Origin of the sequence: Winogradskya humida, assembly GCF_016862215.1 — a bacterium.
In the GTDB taxonomy this organism is placed as follows: domain Bacteria; phylum Actinomycetota; class Actinomycetes; order Mycobacteriales; family Micromonosporaceae; genus Actinoplanes; species Actinoplanes humidus.
The window spans coordinates 88,739-105,049 of sequence record NZ_BOMN01000054.1 but is presented as its reverse complement, the minus strand read 5'-3'; the positions used below and the strand labels follow the sequence as shown (position 1 = coordinate 105,049).

General features: G+C 70.1%; 17 protein-coding genes and 1 pseudogene. 7 read left to right on the top strand and 11 right to left on the bottom strand.

The window, feature by feature from the left end:
* Positions 1 to 117 precede the first annotated feature (117 nt).
* Positions 118 to 1,164: a 4-hydroxy-3-methylbut-2-enyl diphosphate reductase gene (locus tag Ahu01nite_RS21450; RefSeq protein WP_438874807.1), complete on the bottom strand. Its 1,047-nt coding sequence runs from the start codon at positions 1,162 to 1,164 to the stop codon at positions 118 to 120.
* A 22-nt stretch (positions 1,165 to 1,186) separates the two neighbouring features.
* Here Ahu01nite_RS21450 and Ahu01nite_RS21445 point away from each other — a divergent pair, with 22 nt between their 5' ends.
* The 4 genes from Ahu01nite_RS21445 to Ahu01nite_RS21430 all read left to right on the top strand — a co-directional run bounded on the left by Ahu01nite_RS21445 (position 1,187) and on the right by Ahu01nite_RS21430 (position 3,781).
* Positions 1,187 to 1,648: a hypothetical protein gene (locus tag Ahu01nite_RS21445; RefSeq protein WP_203838355.1), complete on the top strand. Its 462-nt coding sequence runs from the start codon at positions 1,187 to 1,189 to the stop codon at positions 1,646 to 1,648.
* Positions 1,649 to 1,676: 28 nt separating this feature from the next.
* Complete coding sequence (locus tag Ahu01nite_RS21440; RefSeq protein WP_203838354.1) at positions 1,677 to 2,222, top strand: hypothetical protein; 546 nt, start codon at positions 1,677 to 1,679, stop codon at positions 2,220 to 2,222.
* A gap of 135 nt (positions 2,223 to 2,357) precedes the next feature.
* Positions 2,358 to 3,581, top strand: coding sequence for an exodeoxyribonuclease VII large subunit (xseA, locus tag Ahu01nite_RS21435; RefSeq protein WP_203838353.1), 1,224 nt, complete (start codon positions 2,358 to 2,360; stop codon positions 3,579 to 3,581).
* Positions 3,578 to 3,781, top strand: a complete 204-nt coding sequence (locus tag Ahu01nite_RS21430) for an exodeoxyribonuclease VII small subunit (RefSeq protein WP_203838352.1) — start codon at positions 3,578 to 3,580, stop codon at positions 3,779 to 3,781. Before xseA ends, Ahu01nite_RS21430 begins: the two co-directional genes overlap by 4 nt.
* Before the next feature lie 3 nt (positions 3,782 to 3,784).
* Here the strand turns inward: Ahu01nite_RS21430 and Ahu01nite_RS21425 are convergent, their stop codons facing one another.
* Together Ahu01nite_RS21425 and Ahu01nite_RS21420 are read right to left on the bottom strand one after the other, a co-directional pair.
* Entirely contained in the window at positions 3,785 to 4,609 is an 825-nt protein-coding gene (locus Ahu01nite_RS21425) for a hypothetical protein (RefSeq protein ID WP_203838351.1), read from the bottom strand.
* A 73-nt stretch (positions 4,610 to 4,682) separates the two neighbouring features.
* The gene (locus Ahu01nite_RS21420; protein WP_203838350.1) at positions 4,683 to 5,222 is read right to left on the bottom strand and encodes a DUF4245 domain-containing protein; all 540 of its coding nucleotides are present in this window, start codon (positions 5,220 to 5,222) and stop codon (positions 4,683 to 4,685) included.
* A gap of 103 nt (positions 5,223 to 5,325) precedes the next feature.
* Between Ahu01nite_RS21420 and glpX the strand changes: the two genes are divergently transcribed.
* Positions 5,326 to 6,360 carry a class II fructose-bisphosphatase gene (gene glpX / locus Ahu01nite_RS21415; protein ID WP_203838349.1) on the top strand — a complete coding sequence of 345 codons (1,035 nt, stop codon included), beginning with the start codon at positions 5,326 to 5,328 and terminating at the stop codon, positions 6,358 to 6,360.
* Positions 6,361 to 6,613: 253 nt separating this feature from the next.
* Here glpX and Ahu01nite_RS21410 read toward each other — a convergent pair whose 3' ends face one another.
* The 4 genes from Ahu01nite_RS21410 to phoH2 form a co-directional block, all read right to left on the bottom strand.
* Positions 6,614 to 7,279, bottom strand: a complete 666-nt coding sequence (locus Ahu01nite_RS21410) for a rhomboid family intramembrane serine protease (RefSeq protein WP_203838348.1) — start codon at positions 7,277 to 7,279, stop codon at positions 6,614 to 6,616.
* Positions 7,280 to 7,339: 60 nt separating this feature from the next.
* Complete coding sequence (locus Ahu01nite_RS21405) at positions 7,340 to 8,143, bottom strand: S1 family serine peptidase (RefSeq protein ID WP_203838347.1); 804 nt, start codon at positions 8,141 to 8,143, stop codon at positions 7,340 to 7,342.
* Between the two features lie 75 nt (positions 8,144 to 8,218).
* A complete protein-coding gene (locus Ahu01nite_RS21400; protein WP_203838346.1) occupies positions 8,219 to 8,956 on the bottom strand; it encodes an aggregation-promoting factor C-terminal-like domain-containing protein in 738 nt (245 codons plus the stop codon).
* A 313-nt stretch (positions 8,957 to 9,269) separates the two neighbouring features.
* Positions 9,270 to 10,682: an RNA 5'-3' helicase PhoH2 gene (phoH2, locus tag Ahu01nite_RS21395; RefSeq protein ID WP_203838345.1), complete on the bottom strand. Its 1,413-nt coding sequence runs from the start codon at positions 10,680 to 10,682 to the stop codon at positions 9,270 to 9,272.
* Positions 10,683 to 10,939: 257 nt separating this feature from the next.
* Between phoH2 and otsB the strand changes: the two genes are divergently transcribed.
* Positions 10,940 to 11,752 carry a trehalose-phosphatase gene (gene otsB, locus Ahu01nite_RS21390; RefSeq protein ID WP_203838344.1) on the top strand — a complete coding sequence of 271 codons (813 nt, stop codon included), beginning with the start codon at positions 10,940 to 10,942 and terminating at the stop codon, positions 11,750 to 11,752.
* On the opposite strand, the gene Ahu01nite_RS21385 is transcribed toward otsB, so the two are convergent.
* Entirely contained in the window at positions 11,732 to 12,601 is an 870-nt protein-coding gene (locus tag Ahu01nite_RS21385) for a LysR family transcriptional regulator (protein WP_203838343.1), read from the bottom strand. The two genes, otsB and Ahu01nite_RS21385, sit on opposite strands and share 21 nt — an antisense overlap.
* A 68-nt stretch (positions 12,602 to 12,669) precedes the next feature.
* Between Ahu01nite_RS21385 and Ahu01nite_RS50510 the strand changes: the two are divergent.
* Positions 12,670 to 13,455: pseudogene (locus tag Ahu01nite_RS50510) on the top strand (EamA family transporter); the annotation flags it as partial.
* 67 nt (positions 13,456 to 13,522) lie between these two features.
* Here Ahu01nite_RS50510 and Ahu01nite_RS21375 read toward each other — a convergent pair.
* The 3 genes from Ahu01nite_RS21375 to Ahu01nite_RS21365 are packed head-to-tail and all read right to left on the bottom strand — an operon-like array spanning position 13,523 to position 16,298.
* On the bottom strand, positions 13,523 to 14,293 hold the full coding sequence (locus Ahu01nite_RS21375; protein WP_203838342.1) for an isoprenyl transferase: 771 nt from the start codon (positions 14,291 to 14,293) through the stop codon (positions 13,523 to 13,525).
* A gap of 32 nt (positions 14,294 to 14,325) precedes the next feature.
* Positions 14,326 to 15,444: an NAD(P)/FAD-dependent oxidoreductase gene (locus tag Ahu01nite_RS21370; protein ID WP_203838341.1), complete on the bottom strand. Its 1,119-nt coding sequence runs from the start codon at positions 15,442 to 15,444 to the stop codon at positions 14,326 to 14,328.
* A complete protein-coding gene (locus tag Ahu01nite_RS21365; protein ID WP_203838340.1) occupies positions 15,441 to 16,298 on the bottom strand; it encodes a hypothetical protein in 858 nt (285 codons plus the stop codon). The genes Ahu01nite_RS21370 and Ahu01nite_RS21365 overlap by 4 nt, the downstream gene beginning before the upstream one ends.
* Positions 16,299 to 16,311: the final 13 nt, after the last annotated feature.

Sequence of the window (16,311 nt, the reverse complement as noted above, 5' to 3'; positions counted from 1 at the left end):
CGCGGGCGGGCGCGGGCGCGGTCAGGCGCGGGCGCGGGCGGGCGCGGGCGCGGTCAGGCGCGGGCGCGGTCAGGCGCGGGCGCGGTCAGGCGCGGGCGCGGTCAGGCGCGGGCGCGGTCAGGCGCGGGCGGTTGCGGCGGCTGCCAGCTCGCGGGCTGCTGCGGCGGCCTTCATGTCGCGGCGGAGCTCCTGGGGGAGGGAGAAGGTGAGGCGTTCCTCGGCGGTGGTGTATTCGGTGACCTCGCCGAAGCCGCGGTCAGCGAGGAACGCGAGGACCTCCATCACCAGGTCGTCCGGGACGCTGGCGCCCGAGCTGACGCCGACCGTCGAGGCGCCTTCGAGCCACTCGTCCTGGATCTCGGAGGCGTAGTCGACCAGGTGGCCGGCGCGGGCTCCGGCGCCGAGGGCGACCTCGACGAGGCGGACCGAGTTGGAGGAGTTGGTGGAGCCGACGACGATGACGACGTCGCAGTCGGGGGCGATCTCCTTGATCACGTGCTGGCGGTTGGAGGTCGCGTAGCAGATGTCGTCGCTGGGCGGGGACTGCAGCAGCGGGAGCCGGGTCTTGAGCCGGGCGACGGTTTCCATGGTCTCGTCGACCGACAGGGTCGTCTGGGAGAGCCAGACCACCTTCGACGGGTCGCGGACCACGACGTTCTCGACGTCGTCGGGGCCGTCGACCAGCTGGATGTGGGCGGGCGCCTCGCCGGCCGTACCGATGACCTCCTCGTGGCCCTCGTGACCGATGAGCAGGATGTCGTAGTCCTCGCTCGCGAACCGCTTGGCCTCGTGATGCACCTTGGTGACCAGCGGGCAGGTCGCGTCGATCGCCTTGAGGTTGCGCGCGCGGGCCTGCTCGTGGACCTCGGGGGCGACGCCGTGGGCGGAGAAGACGACGGTGGAGCCCTCGGGCACCTCCTCGTTCTCCTCGACGAAGATCGCGCCACGGGCTTCGAGCGTGCTCACCACGTGTTTGTTGTGCACGATCTGCTTGCGGACGTAGACGGGGGCGCCGTAGAGGGTGAGCGCCTCCTCCACGGTCTGGACCGCGCGGTCGACGCCGGCACAGTAGCCCCGGGGCTTGGCGAGGAGGACACGCTTCGCAGAAGTCACCCGGCAATGGTACGTGCAACCGGCCAGGAATCCGCGGGCAGCGATGAGCACCACAACCTGGTAGAAAGTCGCGATGCGCGCACTCCGGATCTTCCTCGGCGCCGTCACCCTGGTGCTCGGGCTGACCTGGCTGCTGCTGAACCTCACACTCGACGGCTTCGTCCGCGATCTGATCGTCGGTGTGGTGCTGGCCGCCGCCGGGCTGGTGCTGCTGATGCCGCACCGGGTCGCGCTGCCGCTGGTCCCGACGGCGGTGATCACCACCGGGGTGGCGCTGGTGGGTATGGCTGCCGGGTTGCTCGCCGTACGGTCCCAGTTGTCCGGTATGTGGGCCTTCAACACGTGGCGCGGCTGGCCGTACGAGTGGCTGAACAAGGGCGCGACGGCCGAGATGTCGGATGCCGCTCAGGACCTCGCGGCGAAGGCCAGCTGGGAGGTCCCGGATTTCCTGCACGTCCTCGGCGACCTGTACTTCTGGGCCATGGCGGGGTTACTGGTCGCCGCCGTGATCAACAAGCGGCGTTTCCGCACGTAACCGGACTGCCGGGCGCGATACTCGGGCGATGAGCGCCGTTGGCAACGTGGGTCCCGCCACCGACCACCCGGCGGCGGAGCCCGAGGAGGACGAGGAAGGCCCCGGCCTGTGGGGTTCCTTCGGCGTCGCGCTGCGGCTGATCGTCGGCTGGTTCTCGATCGCGATCGCCGTGCTCAACCTGCTCGTCGAGCTGGACCGCTCCGACGGCACGCCCGACGGCGCGTACGTCTTCTTCCATTTCATCGTCCTGGTCGGCGGGGTCCTGCTGGTCTCGCTCGCCTGGATCGGCGCCCGCCCGGGGATCCTGGGCTATGTCGTGGGGGCGGCCGTGATGGTCGCCGGGGTGGTGGTCAGCGCGATCCCCGCGAACGACACGGTCTGCTGCATGACTGCGTTCAGCGAGCGGCACGGATACCCGTTCACGATCCTGGCGCGCGACGCGGGCTCCCGGTGGCACGTCGACAGCCAGCACCTGATCGCCGACCTGCTCTTCTGGGGCTACCTGGGGCTCGTTGTGCTGCTGACCGTAGCCCTCACCCGCCGGGTAGCGGGGCTGGAGGACGACGAGAGCTGAACCCAGCGGGTGGCCGGCCTGGACGACGACGAGAGCTGAACCCGGCGGGTGGCCGGCCTGGACGACGACGAAAGCTGAACCCGGCGGGTGGCCGGGCTCGAGGACGAGGGAAGCCGAGCCCGTAGGGTGGTCCGGGTGACGGAGCCCGACGCCAAACCGACCGCCGACGAGCCGTGGCCCGTCCGGGTCGTGAGCCAGAAGGTGGGCGCCTGGGTGGCCCGCCTCGGCTGGGTCTGGGTGGACGGCCAGGTGGCCCAGATCAGCCGCCGCCCCGGTGCCAGCGTGGTCTTCCTGACCCTGCGTGACCCCTCGGCCGATCTCAGTCTGACCGTGACCGCGCACCGCGACGTGCTCGACGCCGGAGCTCCGGGGCTCACCGAGGGTGCCCGGGTAACCATGCACGCCAAGCCCGAGTTCTATCCCGCCCGCGGTTCGCTGAGCCTGCGCGCCGACGAGATCCGCCAGGTCGGCCTCGGTGAGCTGCTCGCGAGGCTGGAGCGGCTGAAGAAGCTGCTCGCCGCCGAGGGGCTGTTCGCCCGCGACCGCAAGCGGCGGCTGCCGTTCCTGCCGCAGCGCATCGGGCTGATCACCGGCAGGGCGTCCGCCGCCGAGCGGGACGTGCTGATGAACACCCGCCGCCGCTGGCCGAGCGTGGAGTTCCGCACGATCAACGTGCCGGTGCAGGGGCCGACCGCGGTGCCCCAGATCATCGACGCGCTCAAGGTCCTGGACAACGACGACACCGTCGACGTCATCGTGCTCGCCCGCGGCGGGGGCAGCGTCGAGGACCTACTGCCCTTCTCCGACGAGGCGCTCTGCCGGGCCGTGTTCGGCTGCCGCACCCCCGTGGTCAGCGCGATCGGGCACGAGACGGACGCGCCGCTGGTGGATTATGTCGCCGACCTGCGCGCCTCCACCCCCACCGACGCCGCCAAACGGATCGTGCCGGACCTCGACGAGGAGACCCAGCTGATCACCCAGGCCCGGCGGCGGCTGGACCGGGCGGTGATCACCCAGCTCGACCGGGAGGCGCACCGGCTGGAGTCCTGGCGCTCGCGGCCCGTGATGGCCCGCCCCGAGACCCTCGTCGACCAGCGGGAACGCGAGGTCGGGCAGCTGCGCGACCGGGCCACGCGGAGTCTGGAGAACAGGCTGCGCCGGGCCGACGACGACCTGCGGCACACCCTCGCCCGGCTGCGGGGGCTCTCGCCCAAGGCGACCCTGGAGCGGGGCTACGCGATCGTGCAGCGCGCCGACGGCCACGTGGTCCGGGCCGCGGACGAGGTCGCGGCGGGGGACGTTCTGCGCGTACGGCTGGCGGACGGCGAGCTGAGCACCGAGGTACAGGAGCAGAAATGAGCGACGAGAAGCTCAGCTACGAGCAGGCCCGTGGTGAGCTGGCCACGGTTGTCGAGAAGCTGGAGCAGGGCGGGGCCTCGCTGGAGGAGTCCCTGGCGCTGTGGGAGCGCGGCGAGAAGCTGGCCGACGTCTGTCAGCGCTGGCTGGACGGCGCCCGGGACCGAATCGAGACGGCCCGGGCAGCCCGCCCGGAACAGTGAGGCTCAGCCTTCGCCGTTGAGCATCTCGTAGGCCGATTCCGGCGCGTCGTCGACCTCGGCGGCCGGCGGGACCTCCGGCTTGGCCGAGGAGCCGTAACCGGTGAGGTCGACGGTCCACTTGCCGGCCGGCGTGTTCGTCACCTTCGGCATGTCCAGCACGAGCTTGGTGAGCCGGCCGTCCTTGTCGAGCGTGGCAACGTACGGAATCGCCTTGCCCTGAGCGGGGTCGAGTCCTTCGAAGGCGCTCTTGCCGAGGATCTGGGAGTCGCCCTTGATCCCGGTGAGGTCGACCGTGCCGGTGATGCTCTTGTCATCGCCCTTCGTCGTGGTCGCACCGGCGAGCAGCGCGGCAACGCCCGCGACGTCGGGATCGTCGGCGTTGAGCTGCAGATCCTCCGCCTTGACCTTCGTCAGGTCGAGCTTGAGCCACTTCTTGCCGCTGAACATGTCGGCGGTGGCCTGCACGCCCTCGTTGAACTTCTCGGCGTCGGGGCCGGTGCTGCCGAGCGCCTTGAGGGCCTCCAGCTGCTCATTGGCTTCGCTCGCGCCGGTGGTGATCTTCACGAAGCGGTCAGTGCCGACGACCCGGTAGCTGATCGTGGCCTTGGCGTCCTTGTCGACCAGCGTCTCGAAGTCGACCGACGCGGCGTGGCTCGGGGAGTCCACGACGCCCCTGGCGACGCTGTCGCCCGGGAGGGTGGTGGTGAACGTGTAGTTACCCGCCTTGATCCCCGAGGTCGACGACCCGATCGTCGGGGGGTCGTCGGTGCAGGCGGCGAGGCTGAGGCCGAGGAGGGGAACGAGAACGGCGGCGAACCGTCGATTCATGAAGGGTTACTCCGGAGGCAGTTCGAACGGGACTGCGGGAGCCTAAGGGATCGACGATGCCCGCGCTGTCCCATTACGGCAACGACGAGACCAGGTCCTCGAGGTGCTCCGAGCGGTCCGAGCCGACCACGATGATCGTCCGGCCCTTCTCGATCAGCACCAGGGCGACCTCGCCCTTGCGGGCGTCGTACTTCTGCCAGGCGCGGGCACCGGCGCGGATCGTGCCCGTGGCTTTGGGGGCGTTGCCCAGCTCGGCGGGGATCAGGGTCGCGGTGGCGACGTTGCTCTCGATCAGCTGCAGCGGCTTGTCGCCCGGGTCCACGTAGCCGAAGCGAAGGGTGCCGCCACCATCCCCCCGGCGGAACAGGGCGGTCTGCAGGTGCCAGTCCTTGCCGAGCCCCTGCGGCTCCGCGACCTCGAACAACGCCGCGTTACGGGCCTCTTGGAGCGCGGGCCTCGGATCGGCGGTCGCCGGCTTGTCGCCGTCCAGCACGAACCGGTAGAACAGCAGCAGCAGCGCGATCGGGATCAGCAGGATGGCGAGTGAGAAGGCCATGTCGCGGGGCCTGCGGTCGCCGCGCGTGCTCGGGGCCGGGGTTTCGGTGCTGGACACCTCTCCATTGTTAACCATGTCGCGTGTGCGGGACTTGGCGCAGGTCGACGTGTGAGGATCGGGACATCCGAATCCCCCGCACCGTCGCGAGGAGGCCCCCGCCATGCCCGCTGCAGCAAGCCCCCAGGACCTGGACCGCAATATCGCCCTCGATCTCGTCAGAGTCACCGAAGCCGCTGCCATGGCCGCCGGCCGCTGGGTGGGCCGCGGCGACAAGAACGGTGGTGACGGCGCTGCGGTCGATGCCATGCGCAAGCTGATCAACTCGATCCCGATGCAGGGCGTCGTGGTGATCGGCGAGGGCGAGAAGGACGAAGCGCCCATGCTGTTCAACGGCGAGCGCGTCGGTGACGGCACCGGTCCTGAGGTCGACGTCGCGGTGGACCCCGTCGACGGCACCACGCTGATGAGCAAGGGCATGCCGGGTGCGGTCGCCGTGCTCGCGGTCGCCGAGCGGGGCGCGATGTTCGACCCGAGCGCGGTCTTCTACATGGAGAAGATCGCGGTGGGCCCGGACTGCGCCGACGTGATCGACATCAACGCGGGGGCCACCGAGAACCTGCGCCGCATCGCCAAGGCCAAGCGCTCCGACGTCTCCGACGTCACCGTCTGCATCCTCGACCGGCCCCGGCACCAGGCCCTGATCCAGGAGGTCCGGGCGGCCGGCGCCAACATCAGGTTCATCTCCGACGGTGACATCGCGGGTGCCATCGCCGCGGCCCGCGAGGAATCCGACGTCGACGTCCTGATGGGCATCGGTGGCACGCCCGAGGGCATCACCGCCGCGTGCGCCCTGAAGTGCCTCGGCGGGGCGATTCAGGCCAAACTCTGGCCGCTGGACGACTCCGAGCGGGAGAAGGCGCTGGCCGGCGGCCACGACCTCGACCGCGTGCTCATGACCGACGACCTGGTCACCGGCGACAACTGCTTCTTCGTGGCGACCGGCGTGACCTCGGGCGACCTGCTCAAGGGCGTGCGTTACCGGGGCGGCGGCGCACACACCCAGTCGATCGTCATGCGCTCCAAGAGCGGCACGATCCGCGTGATCGACTCGTACCACCGGCTGGAGAAGCTCAAGCTCTACTCCTCGGTCGACTTCGACGGTCACCTGCCGGCGGTCTGGCCGGAGTCCGTGTGACCCAGGTCGTCGCGCCGCCGGCGGTCACCGCCGGGCGGCGCGCGGCGGGCGTCGTGCTCGCGGTGGTCGCCGGGGTCGCGCTCAGCGTGCAGTCCAGGATCAACGGCTAGCTTTCGGTACGCCTGGACGACCCGATCGGCGCCGCCCTGATCTCGTTCGGCTCGGGGCTGATGGTGCTCGCGGTGCTGGTGCCGCTGCTCCCGGCGGGCCGGTCGGGGCTGACAAGGCTTGGTGGCGGTGGCGGTAACAGTCCCTAGATATCGGTGAGCGTGGTCGTGTTGGGGTCGTAGAGCGCCGGGACCGGCCGGGGCCGGCGGCGCCGGAACGCGACCGCTGCGACCACACCCGCGAGCAGGCCGAACAGGTGTCCCTGCCACGAGATCGCCTCGTTCGTGGGCAGGATGTTGTAGATCTGGTACCAGTAGAGCAGCCCGATGAAGGCCGCGACGGCGAGGTTCCACCAGCTGCGCTCGACGAAACCGCGGGCGAAGAGCAGGCCGAGATAGCCGAAGACCACGCCGCTGGCGCCGACCACGACGCTGGACGGGTCGCCGACGAGCCACACCCCGAACCCGCTGACGAGCACGATCAGCAGGGTCGACCAGAGGAACCGGCGGGTGCCCCCGGCGAGCACGAACGTCCCGACCAGGATCAGCGGGATGCTGTTGCCATAGAGGTGGTCCCAGCCGGCGTGCAGGAACGGGCTGAAGATGACGCCGTCGAGCCCGTCGATGCGGCGGGGGATGATCCCGCCGGCGATGTCGAGCGTGCCGGCGCCCAGCCCCCGGTCGATCGCCTCGATGAGGAAGAGCACGGGGACAACCGCGCACATCACCACGAAGGCCCGGCCGATCGAGGCGAAGAAGGCCTCCGTGCCGAATTTGGTGCTCGCGTCGCTCTCGGGCCCCGGGTAACTCATCCTCCGATGGTTACCGATGGCCGCCACTCTCGCCAACTTCCCGTGCACGATCAGGCACGCTCAGCCCATCCGACCGCCCTTGGCCGGACTGGAGGTCACACTCATTTTCGCGGTCATCTTCTTGATCGCCGGCCGGAACTTCGAGAGCTGGGTGTAGACGCCCGGGTACTCCTTGCGGGCGCAGCCGAGTCCCCAGCTGACGATGCCCACCTGGATCCACCGGTGCCCGCTCACCCCCACGAGCGGGCCGCCGGAGTCACCCTGGCAGGTGTCGACCCCCGGCTTCCCGGCGCAGAGCGATTCGTCCCGGACCAGGGTCACACCGATCTTCCGGTACGCCCTGGCGCACGCGGCGTCGGGAATCACCGGCACGCTCGCGTACCGGAGGCGTTTCTCCTGCTTGACGGAGCTCTCGCTGGTCTGACCCCAGCCCACGATCGTGAACGGGCCCTTCTCGTTCGTGGCGCGCCCCAACTCGAGCGTCGGCAGGTCGAGTTCACGGTCCAGTTTGATCAGTGCCCAGTCGTCGCCGCGGGTCTCGTCGCGAAAGTTGGGGGCACGGACGACCTCGACCGAGTGGGCGGTGACCCGGTCGGCTGAGCGCAGGTCGGCGACGCCGGCGACGACCTCGATGTGGTCGTTCGGGCCGGTCTTGCCGACACAGTGCGCGGCGGTGAGGACGACGCTCGGCGCGGTCAGCGCGCCGCCGCACCCCATGGAGAGCCGGACCATCCAGGGAAACCGGCCGGCGGGCGCGAGGGTGCCACCGACGACGACGCGGGCTCTGTCCTGGGCGGACGCGCCGAGCGGGCTCACGGACAGGACGATCCCGAGCACGAGCAGGAGGGCGACTTTCCGGAGCATTAAGACATTTGACCACCACAAAAGACAGAAAATGGGGTACGCGCCGAAGCGCGTACCCCATTTATCACAAGTCTGTCAGTACCAGCCGACGCTCTCCGAGTGGTCCCAGGCGCCGCACGGGGTGTTGTAGCGGCCCTCGATGTAGCTGAGGCCCCACTTGATCTGGGTGGCCGCGTTGGTCTCCCAGTCGGAGGCGACCGAAGCCATCTTGCTGCCGGGCAGGGCCTGCGGGATGCCGTACGCGCCGGAACTCGCGTTGCTGGCCTTCTCGTTCCAGCCGCTCTCCCGGTTGAACAGCTTGTTCAGGCAGGGGAACTGGTCGATCCCGAAGCCCGCGTCGAGCATCAGGGCACAACCCGTGGCGCGGTTGCCGCTGAATTCGCTGCAGGAGGACGGGATCGGGCCCACCTCGGTCGTCGAGGAGCCGGAGGAGGACGACGACGAGGACGACTTCGCGGCGGCTTCCTCCGCGGCCTTCTCGTCGGCTTCCTTCTTCTCGATCGCCTTGGTCTCCTGCGTGAGCGCCTTGCTGGCGGCGCTCTTGGCGTCGGTGGCGACCTTCGAGGCCGCGTCACCCTCCGCCGCACGCTGGTATGCCCGAGCGGCCGCGTGCTGGCTGTGGCGCTCCTTGAGCAACGACATCTCGTCGAACTCCGTGCTCACGTCCGCCTGAACGACAAGCCGCGCCTGCGCCTGCGCTCCCTGCGGCTGGACATCCCGGCTCTGGCCGAGGTAGACCCCGCCGATCGTGCCCGCAACGAGCAGTCCCACAGAGGCCACACGGATTCCGACCCGGCTCCAGAGCCGATTCACGAAGAGTTTCCCTTCGTAGGGGGCAAGGACGCGACCGGCCCGTTCAGCCGGTCAGCATGGCCCGCGATCGATCTCCGACCGGCCGGGCCACGCCATTCATGCTCGCCAGCCACCATGGCTCACCGTGAAGGCGATGTGAAATAAGAATGCAACCTTGTGAAATGAATCACAGGATGTTTAACATTAAAACGGGGTGAATCGGCTCCATCCACCTCACCCGTACGATGTAGGCTGAGTGACTTTATGTAATTGAACCCACGCATGGCGTGAGGCGGGAACCCGGCCCGGGCGCCCGCCTCACGATGACTCAGGGTCAGAGCGGGATCTCCTCCAGCAGATCGGTGACAACCTCTGCGATGGGTGACCGCTCGGACCTCGTCAGGGTGACGTGGGCGAAGATCGGGTGGCCCTTCAGCGCCTCGATCACCGCCGTCACACCGTCATGCCGGCCGACCCGCAGGTTGTCGCGCTGGGCGACGTCGTGGGTCAGCACGACCCGCGACCCCTGACCGATCCGGGAGAGGACGGTCAGCAGCACGTTGCGTTCCAGCGACTGCGCCTCGTCCACGATCACGAAGGCGTCGTGCAGGCTCCGGCCGCGGATGTGGGTCAGCGGCAGCACCTCGAGCAGCCCGCGCGCCATGACCTCCTCGACGACGTTGGCGTGCGCCACCGCACCGAGGGTGTCGAAGACCGCCTGCGCCCAGGGCGACATCTTCTCCGACTCGCTGCCCGGCAGATAGCCGAGCTCCTGGCCGCCGACCGCGTAGAGCGGACGGAAGACGATCACCTTCTTGTGGCGCTGACGCTCCATCGTCGCCTCCAGGCCGGCGCAGAGCGCGAGCGCCGACTTGCCGGTGCCGGCCCGGCCACCGAGCGAGACGATCCCGATCGAGTCATCGGTCAGCAGGTCGAGCGCGATGCGCTGCTCCGCCGAGCGACCCCGCAGACCGAACGCCTCGCGGTCGCCCCGGACAAGCTTGACCGACTTGTCGGGGGTGACCCGGCCCAGCGCCGAACCCCGGGCCGAATGGATGACCAGGCCGGTGTGGCTGGGCAGGTTCTCCGCGGCCTCCAGCTCGAGCTCTTCGCCCGCGTAGAGGCTGCTGACCTCCTCCTCGTCGAGGGTGAGATCGGCCATGCCGGTCCAGGTCGGATCGCTGGCCTGGCCGTGCAGGTATTCGTCCGCGGTCAGACCCACCGCCGCGGCCTTGACCCGCAGCGGCATGTCCTTGCTGACCAGCGTGACGTCACGACCCTCCGCGGCGAGCCCGAGAGCCACCGAGAGGATCCGGGTGTCGTTGGAATCGTTGCGGAACCCCTGCGGCAGCACGCTCTGGTCGGCGTGGTTGAGCTCCACCCGCAGCGTGCCGCCCTCGTCGTTGCAGAGCACGGGCTGGTCGAGGCGGCCGTGCTTGATCCGCAGCTCGTCGAGCATCCGCAACGATTGACGGGCGAACCAGCCCAGCTCGGGATGGTTGCGTTTGCCTTCGAGCTCGGAGATCACCACCAGCGGCACGATCACCTCGTGATCGGTGAACCGGCGGAAAGCACCCGGATCGGAGAGCAGGACCGAGGTGTCCAGCACGAAGACCTTGCCGGTTGGAGCGGGCTCCGCGTCGGCGTGCCGGTCTCGGGAACGCCGCCCCGAGGAGGCGCGGCTGCTGGAGTCTTTGGCGGCCGGGATCTTCTGCGTTTCCCCGGCGTCATTACGGCGAGATGTCACAGGCCTGCTCCAGCGGGCGTGCAACCCGGCCGCCCGCGGTCCGCCACGTCCGGCGCCCGTCACTTTCACGGGGTCGGGTGCTGGCCCCGTGGCGCACTTGTCGCAGGTCCGGGCTATCGGATGGCCCGGGAGAACCCCGTGCCATACCTAGAACGCTAGCGGTCAACTAGCCCCCGCGGTAGTACCCGCGACATACGCCAATTCCAGGAAGCTCGCGCCGGGATGCATCGCGCCGTACGGCGGGTACGCTGGGTTTCGTGCCTGAGACCTCGCGCCCCGCGCACCCCCTCAGCGTCGACGAGGCATTGCGTTTCACCGCCTCGCGCGCTACGGACACAACATTCTTCTTCGATTTCGACGGCGTTCTCTCGCCGGTCACCGACGACCCCGATGCCTCGCAGCCCGTCCCCTCTGTTCTGGGCGTGCTCGAGGAACTGGCGTCGCGGGTGGCCCGCGTGGCGATCGTGTCGGCCCGGCCGGTGAACTTCCTCCGGTCGCGCTTCGGGTCGTTGGAGCACGTGGACCTCTACGGTCTCTACGGCCTGGAGGTGTGGCACGACGGCGATGTCGTGACCGAGCCCGCCGCGCTGCCGTGGGTGCCCGCGATGGCCGAGCTGGCCGAGCGTGCCAAGGCGGAGCTGCCCGAGGGCGTCTACGTCGAATACAAGCGCCTCTCGGTCGCCCTGCACTACCGCACGGCGCCGCAACTGGCGGGTGAGGTCGAGCGCTGGGGCCATGAGCAGGCCGAACGAGTCGGTCTGCGGATCCAGGGCGGCCGCATGGTGGTCGAGCTCAAGCCCCCGGTCGACCAGGACAAGGGCATGGTCATCAGCGACGCGGTGCTGGGTGCGGGTTGCGCCTGGTATTTCGGCGACGACATGTCCGACATCAAGGCGTTCGACGCACTGCGCGCCCGGGAGGCCGTCGACCCGGCGTTCTTCGGCGTCGCCGTGGCCGTGGCCAACCCGGAGACGGGCGCCGAGGTCTCCAGCGCGGCCGACCTCACCCTGGACTCCCCCGAGGACGTCGCCCGCTTCCTGGCCGACGCCCTATCCGTCCTCAGCGCCTGAGCCGTTCCACAGGCCGCGGGTGAGGGCCAGGAGTTCGTCCAGGTAGGCGGGTGGGTCGTCGCGCCACCAGGCGAGGCGCACCGAGATCGGCGGGGCCTGACGCAGGGCCCGATAGGCGACGCCCGGCCGGGGATACTGGTGTGCGGTCGCCTGCGCTGTGATCCCGACTGCCTGACCTGCGGCGATCAACGTCAGCCATTCGTCGATGCCGAGGGTTTCCCGGATCGTGCCGGGCCGGGCGTCCTGCGGGAAGAGGTCCAGCGACGTCGTCCCGGTGCGCTGGTCGATCGCCACGGTGTAGCGGGCAAGGTCCTCGAGGCGCAGGGTTCGGTGCCGGGCCAGCGAGCTGTCCGTGGCGACCGCGGCGTAACGGGCCTCCCTGCCGATCTCAGCGGTGGCGAAGCGGGGGTCGCCGAACGGGTGGCGGATCACCGCGACGTCCGCCAGGTCGCTGCTCAGCCCGGCGGAAACGTCGTTGACCTGTACGAACACCAGCGGATGGTCGGGGTGCGCGGCGGCCCACTCCTTCTGCAGGCGGCGGGTGTGCCGGCCCAGGGCGGCCCAGGAGAACCCGACCCGGATCTCGCCACGATCGGCGACCAGGTGGGCGAGGTGGGCCACCTCGCTCAGGATCCGGCGGGCCTGCGCGGCCACCCGTACGCCTGTCGGTGTGAGTTCCACGTGCCGGGTCGTGCGCCTGACCAGCCGGGCGCCGAGCTCCTTCTCCAGGGCGGCGATCGTCCGGGACACCGAGGCCTGCGAGATGCCGAGCGGGATCGCGGCGTCGGTGAAGGTGCCCGCGTCGGCGACCGCCACCAGCGCTCGGAGCTGCCCCAGCCGTACATCCATACGTAGAGCGTATAAGTGCGGCGTGGGACGTATTTCTCTTCGGGAGGCCCGCGACCGAGGCTGAGCGCATGAGATCACGCCGGTTGACCGGCATCGCCACGATGCTCGCGAGCGCCTCGGCCAATCAGGCCGGTGCCGCGGCGGGTGCGCACGCCTTCGCCACGATCGGACCGGCCGGGGTCGTCGCCGTGCGCCAGCTCGTCGCCGCCGCCGTCCTGCTGCCCATGGCGCGCCCCGACCCGCGCCGTTTCACCTGGTCACAGTGGTGGCCGACGCTGCTGCTCGCGGGTGTCTTCGCGGTGATGAACCTGAGCCTCTACTCGGCTGTCGAGCGGATCGGGCTGGGGCTGGCGGTGACGCTGGAGGTGCTCGGGCCGCTGGCGGTGGCGCTGCTCGGGTCGCGTACGCGAAAGGATCTGGTCTGTGCCGTTGCCGCCGGGGCCGGGGTCTACGTCCTGGTGCTGCCCGGGGCGTCGAGCGACTACGCAGGAATCGCGTGCGGGCTGGTGGCGGCCGGCTGCTGGGCGGCGTACATCCTGCTCAATCGTTTGATCGGGGCTCGGCTGCCGGGGGTGGAGGGGCTGGCCGTGGCTACGTCGCTCTCCGCGATGGGCTACCTACCCGTCGCAGTGATCCTTCTCATACAGGGCCGGATGACCGGGGCGGCGCTGGGTTGGGCGGCCGTCGCAGGGGTGCTGAGCGCGCTGCCCTACGCGGGTGACCTGATCGCGTTGCGCACCGTTCCCGCGCAGGTCTTCGGCATGTTCATGAGCGTGCATCCGGTTTTCGCCGCGGTCTTCGGGTTGCTGCTGCTCGGTCAGAACCTGCATGCGCACGAATGGGCCGGCATCGCCATCGTCATCAGCGTGCTGGGGGTGAGCAACCTGCCGTCGCGCTCCGCGGGCCGGCGCGGGGGAGATATCAAGCGCCGTAACGACGCTGACGACTCGCGTAGGAGCGCAGAGCCCGCAGGAAATCCGTCCGGCGGAAGTCGGGCCAGTTGGCGTCGTGGAAGTAGAACTCCGAGTGCGCCGACTGCCACAGCAGGAAGCCCGACAGCCGCTGCTCCCCGCTTGTCCGGATGACGAGGTCGGGGTCGGGCTGGCCGCGGGTGTAGAGGTGCTCCGCGATGTGCTCGACGTCGAGGATCTCGGCGAGCTCCTCCAGCGAGCGCCCGGCCGCGGCCTGCTCGTGCAGCAGCGAGCGGACAGCGTCGGTGATCTCCCGCCGGCCGCCGTAGCCCACCGCGAGGTTGACCTCGACGCCCTCGGTGCGGTCGCGGGTCTTCTCCTGCGCGGCCTTGAGGACGGCGGCCGTGTGGGCCGGCAGCAGGTCGAGCGCGCCGACGATGCGCAGCCGCCAGGGGTTGCCCTCCTCGGCCAGCTCGGTCGCCAGGTCCTCGATGATCGTGACCAGCGGGTCGAGCTCAGCCGCCGGACGCTGGAGGTTGTCGGTGGCCAGCAGATAGAGCGTGACGTGCCCGATCCCGGCCTGGTCGCACCAGCCGAGCAGCTCCTTGATGCGCAGCGCGCCGACGCGGTGGCCGTCGTTAGGGTCGACGAAACCCATCTCGCGGGCCCAGCGCCGGTTGCCGTCACACATGACACCGACGTGCTGAGGCACCGGCTTGCCGGCCAGCTTGCCGGCGAGTCGCCGCTCGTACAGGGAGTAGACCAGGGACCGCAGAGTCATCGCGGCCAAGCCTAGCGACCGGACGCTCAGGCTCAAGAGGGCGGCTGGGCGAAATGGAGCATCTCGGCCCCGATCCGGCCGATCGTCCGAAGATCGAAGACCCCGTCACCGAGGCCGAGATCCACCATCCGGCGGAAAACCCGGCCGTCCCGGCGGGCGGCGCGGACCGCGGCGTCGACCACCCATGTCTGCCTGGTGAGCAGCGCCGCCGTTCCGGAGTGCCGCAGATGCCGGCCGAGGCGGGCCCGCAGCGCCCGGGTGTATCCCGCGGCGGCCCGCTGCGGACCGGTGGCCGCGGCCGTACCGGCCAGCGACCCGGAGAGCACGGCGTAGAAAATTCCCTCCCCGGTGAACGGGTTGATCAGGGACAGGGCGTCGCCGGCGAGCAGCACCGGGCCGCGGGCAGGCGCCGGACGGTGGGTGGAAAGAGGCAGGTGGTGGGCCCGCATCCCGGTGGGGACGCTGCCGGGCAGCAGATCGGCAAGACGACCCGTCAGGTACGCCTTCGTGAGCGCCCGCCCCCGCAGCACCTCGCCGTACCCGATGTTGGCGGTGCCGTCCCCGAGCGGAAACGACCATGCGTACGCGGGCCAGCGCGCGCTCGTGGTCCGGATGAGCTGCTCGCTGCCGATGGCGGGCCCATAGCCCCGGATCGCGATGGCCAGGTGCCCGGGCGGGTTGGCCGGATGCCCGAGCCACCGCCGCACGACGGAGCCCGCGCCGTCCGCGCCGATGACAATCCGGGCCCTGATCCGCCCGTCAAGAACCACATCGCCGCGATCGTGTCGCAACTCACGAACCGCGTGCTGCCGCAGCTCCGCACCGCGGGCAACCGCCGCCTCGACCAGCAGTTCGTCGAACACGAGACGGGGGATGGTGTGTGCCGGGCGTGGCAGGGGACGGGCCACCTCGGCGCCGCTCGGGGCGACCAGACGCAGGGACCCGATCGGCGGGAACCCGTCCGCGATGCCGGTGACGCCGAGGTCGTCGAGCACGTCGAACGCCTCGGCGGCGATGCCGTCCCCGCACACCTTGTCGCGCGGAAACGCGGAACGGTCGAGCAGCAGCACCGACGCCCCGGCCCGTCGCGCGGCGATCGCGGCGGCCGAACCTGCGGGGCCGGCACCGACGATCACCACGTCATAGGTCATGCGGCTTTTTCGACCCGCGCCACGCGCCACAACGAATAGACGGTCAGCAGGGACGCGGCGACCAGCGGGGACCCGTCCCGGATCAGGCCATCGGTGCCCAGCAGCAGGTAGCAGAGCGGCAGGTCGATGACGAGGGACCCGATGGTGATCCAGATGAGGTGCGCGCGGGCCCAGGGCTTGCCCTTGAGCAGGAAGTAGGTCGCGAGGAGAACCGCGTAGCTGACGCCGATGCCGGCCGCGAACCAGAAGATGACCGCGAGCAGCCATTCGGGGCGGGCACCGAGCTCGCTGACCGAGATCAGCGCGGGCACGAGCATCAGCGGGCTGTAGGTGAAGGACGCGACCCGCGCGGTGATGGCCCAGGCGGCGAGCGGCGGGCGTTTCGGGGTCGCCTCGCGCCACTCGAACCCGTCGCGGGTCAGCACGATCTTGTTGGGGTGCCGGACCAGATGTTCCTGCACGGCCGGGTGCCGGTATAGCAGCACCACCACGGTCACGCAGAGCACGGTCAGGGCGGCGAACCCGAGGACACCGGCGGTCGGCGGGGTGCCCTCACGCGGGACGAGCAGGCGGCCGACCGCGAAGACGGTGGTGACGGCGAGGATCAGACCGAGGGGACGGGCCGCTGCCCTGCCGCGGCGCACATGCCAGATCAAGATCAGCCAGCCGACCGTACGGAGCAGAGCCCAGCCTGTTCGGACGGCGAGCCCGAAACCGTGCTCGGTCGCGTACCAGTAATTGAGGAGCTCGACCCCCGCGGTGGCCGCAGCCGTCGCGATCAGCAGCCCGGTCAGCACCCGGACAGCCACCGGTCGCCCGTAGTCGACGCCCGGGGTCACTGTCGCGCTCGTCATGACGTTGTTGGTA

Coding starts and splice junctions, on each gene's coding strand:
- Ahu01nite_RS21370 (WP_203838341.1), bottom strand. CDS start 15,444: ATGACCTATGACGTGGTGATCGTCGGTGCCGGCCCCGCAGGTTCGGCC.
- Ahu01nite_RS21445 (WP_203838355.1), top strand. CDS start 1,187: ATGCGCGCACTCCGGATCTTCCTCGGCGCCGTCACCCTGGTGCTCGGG.
- Ahu01nite_RS21440 (WP_203838354.1), top strand. CDS start 1,677: ATGAGCGCCGTTGGCAACGTGGGTCCCGCCACCGACCACCCGGCGGCG.
- Ahu01nite_RS21425 (WP_203838351.1), bottom strand. CDS start 4,609: ATGAATCGACGGTTCGCCGCCGTTCTCGTTCCCCTCCTCGGCCTCAGC.
- Ahu01nite_RS21385 (WP_203838343.1), bottom strand. CDS start 12,601: ATGGATGTACGGCTGGGGCAGCTCCGAGCGCTGGTGGCGGTCGCCGAC.
- Ahu01nite_RS21365 (WP_203838340.1), bottom strand. CDS start 16,298: ATGACGAGCGCGACAGTGACCCCGGGCGTCGACTACGGGCGACCGGTG.
- Ahu01nite_RS21410 (WP_203838348.1), bottom strand. CDS start 7,279: ATGAGTTACCCGGGGCCCGAGAGCGACGCGAGCACCAAATTCGGCACG.
- glpX (WP_203838349.1), top strand. CDS start 5,326: ATGCCCGCTGCAGCAAGCCCCCAGGACCTGGACCGCAATATCGCCCTC.
- Ahu01nite_RS21405 (WP_203838347.1), bottom strand. CDS start 8,143: ATGCTCCGGAAAGTCGCCCTCCTGCTCGTGCTCGGGATCGTCCTGTCC.
- Ahu01nite_RS21375 (WP_203838342.1), bottom strand. CDS start 14,293: ATGACTCTGCGGTCCCTGGTCTACTCCCTGTACGAGCGGCGACTCGCC.
- Ahu01nite_RS21430 (WP_203838352.1), top strand. CDS start 3,578: ATGAGCGACGAGAAGCTCAGCTACGAGCAGGCCCGTGGTGAGCTGGCC.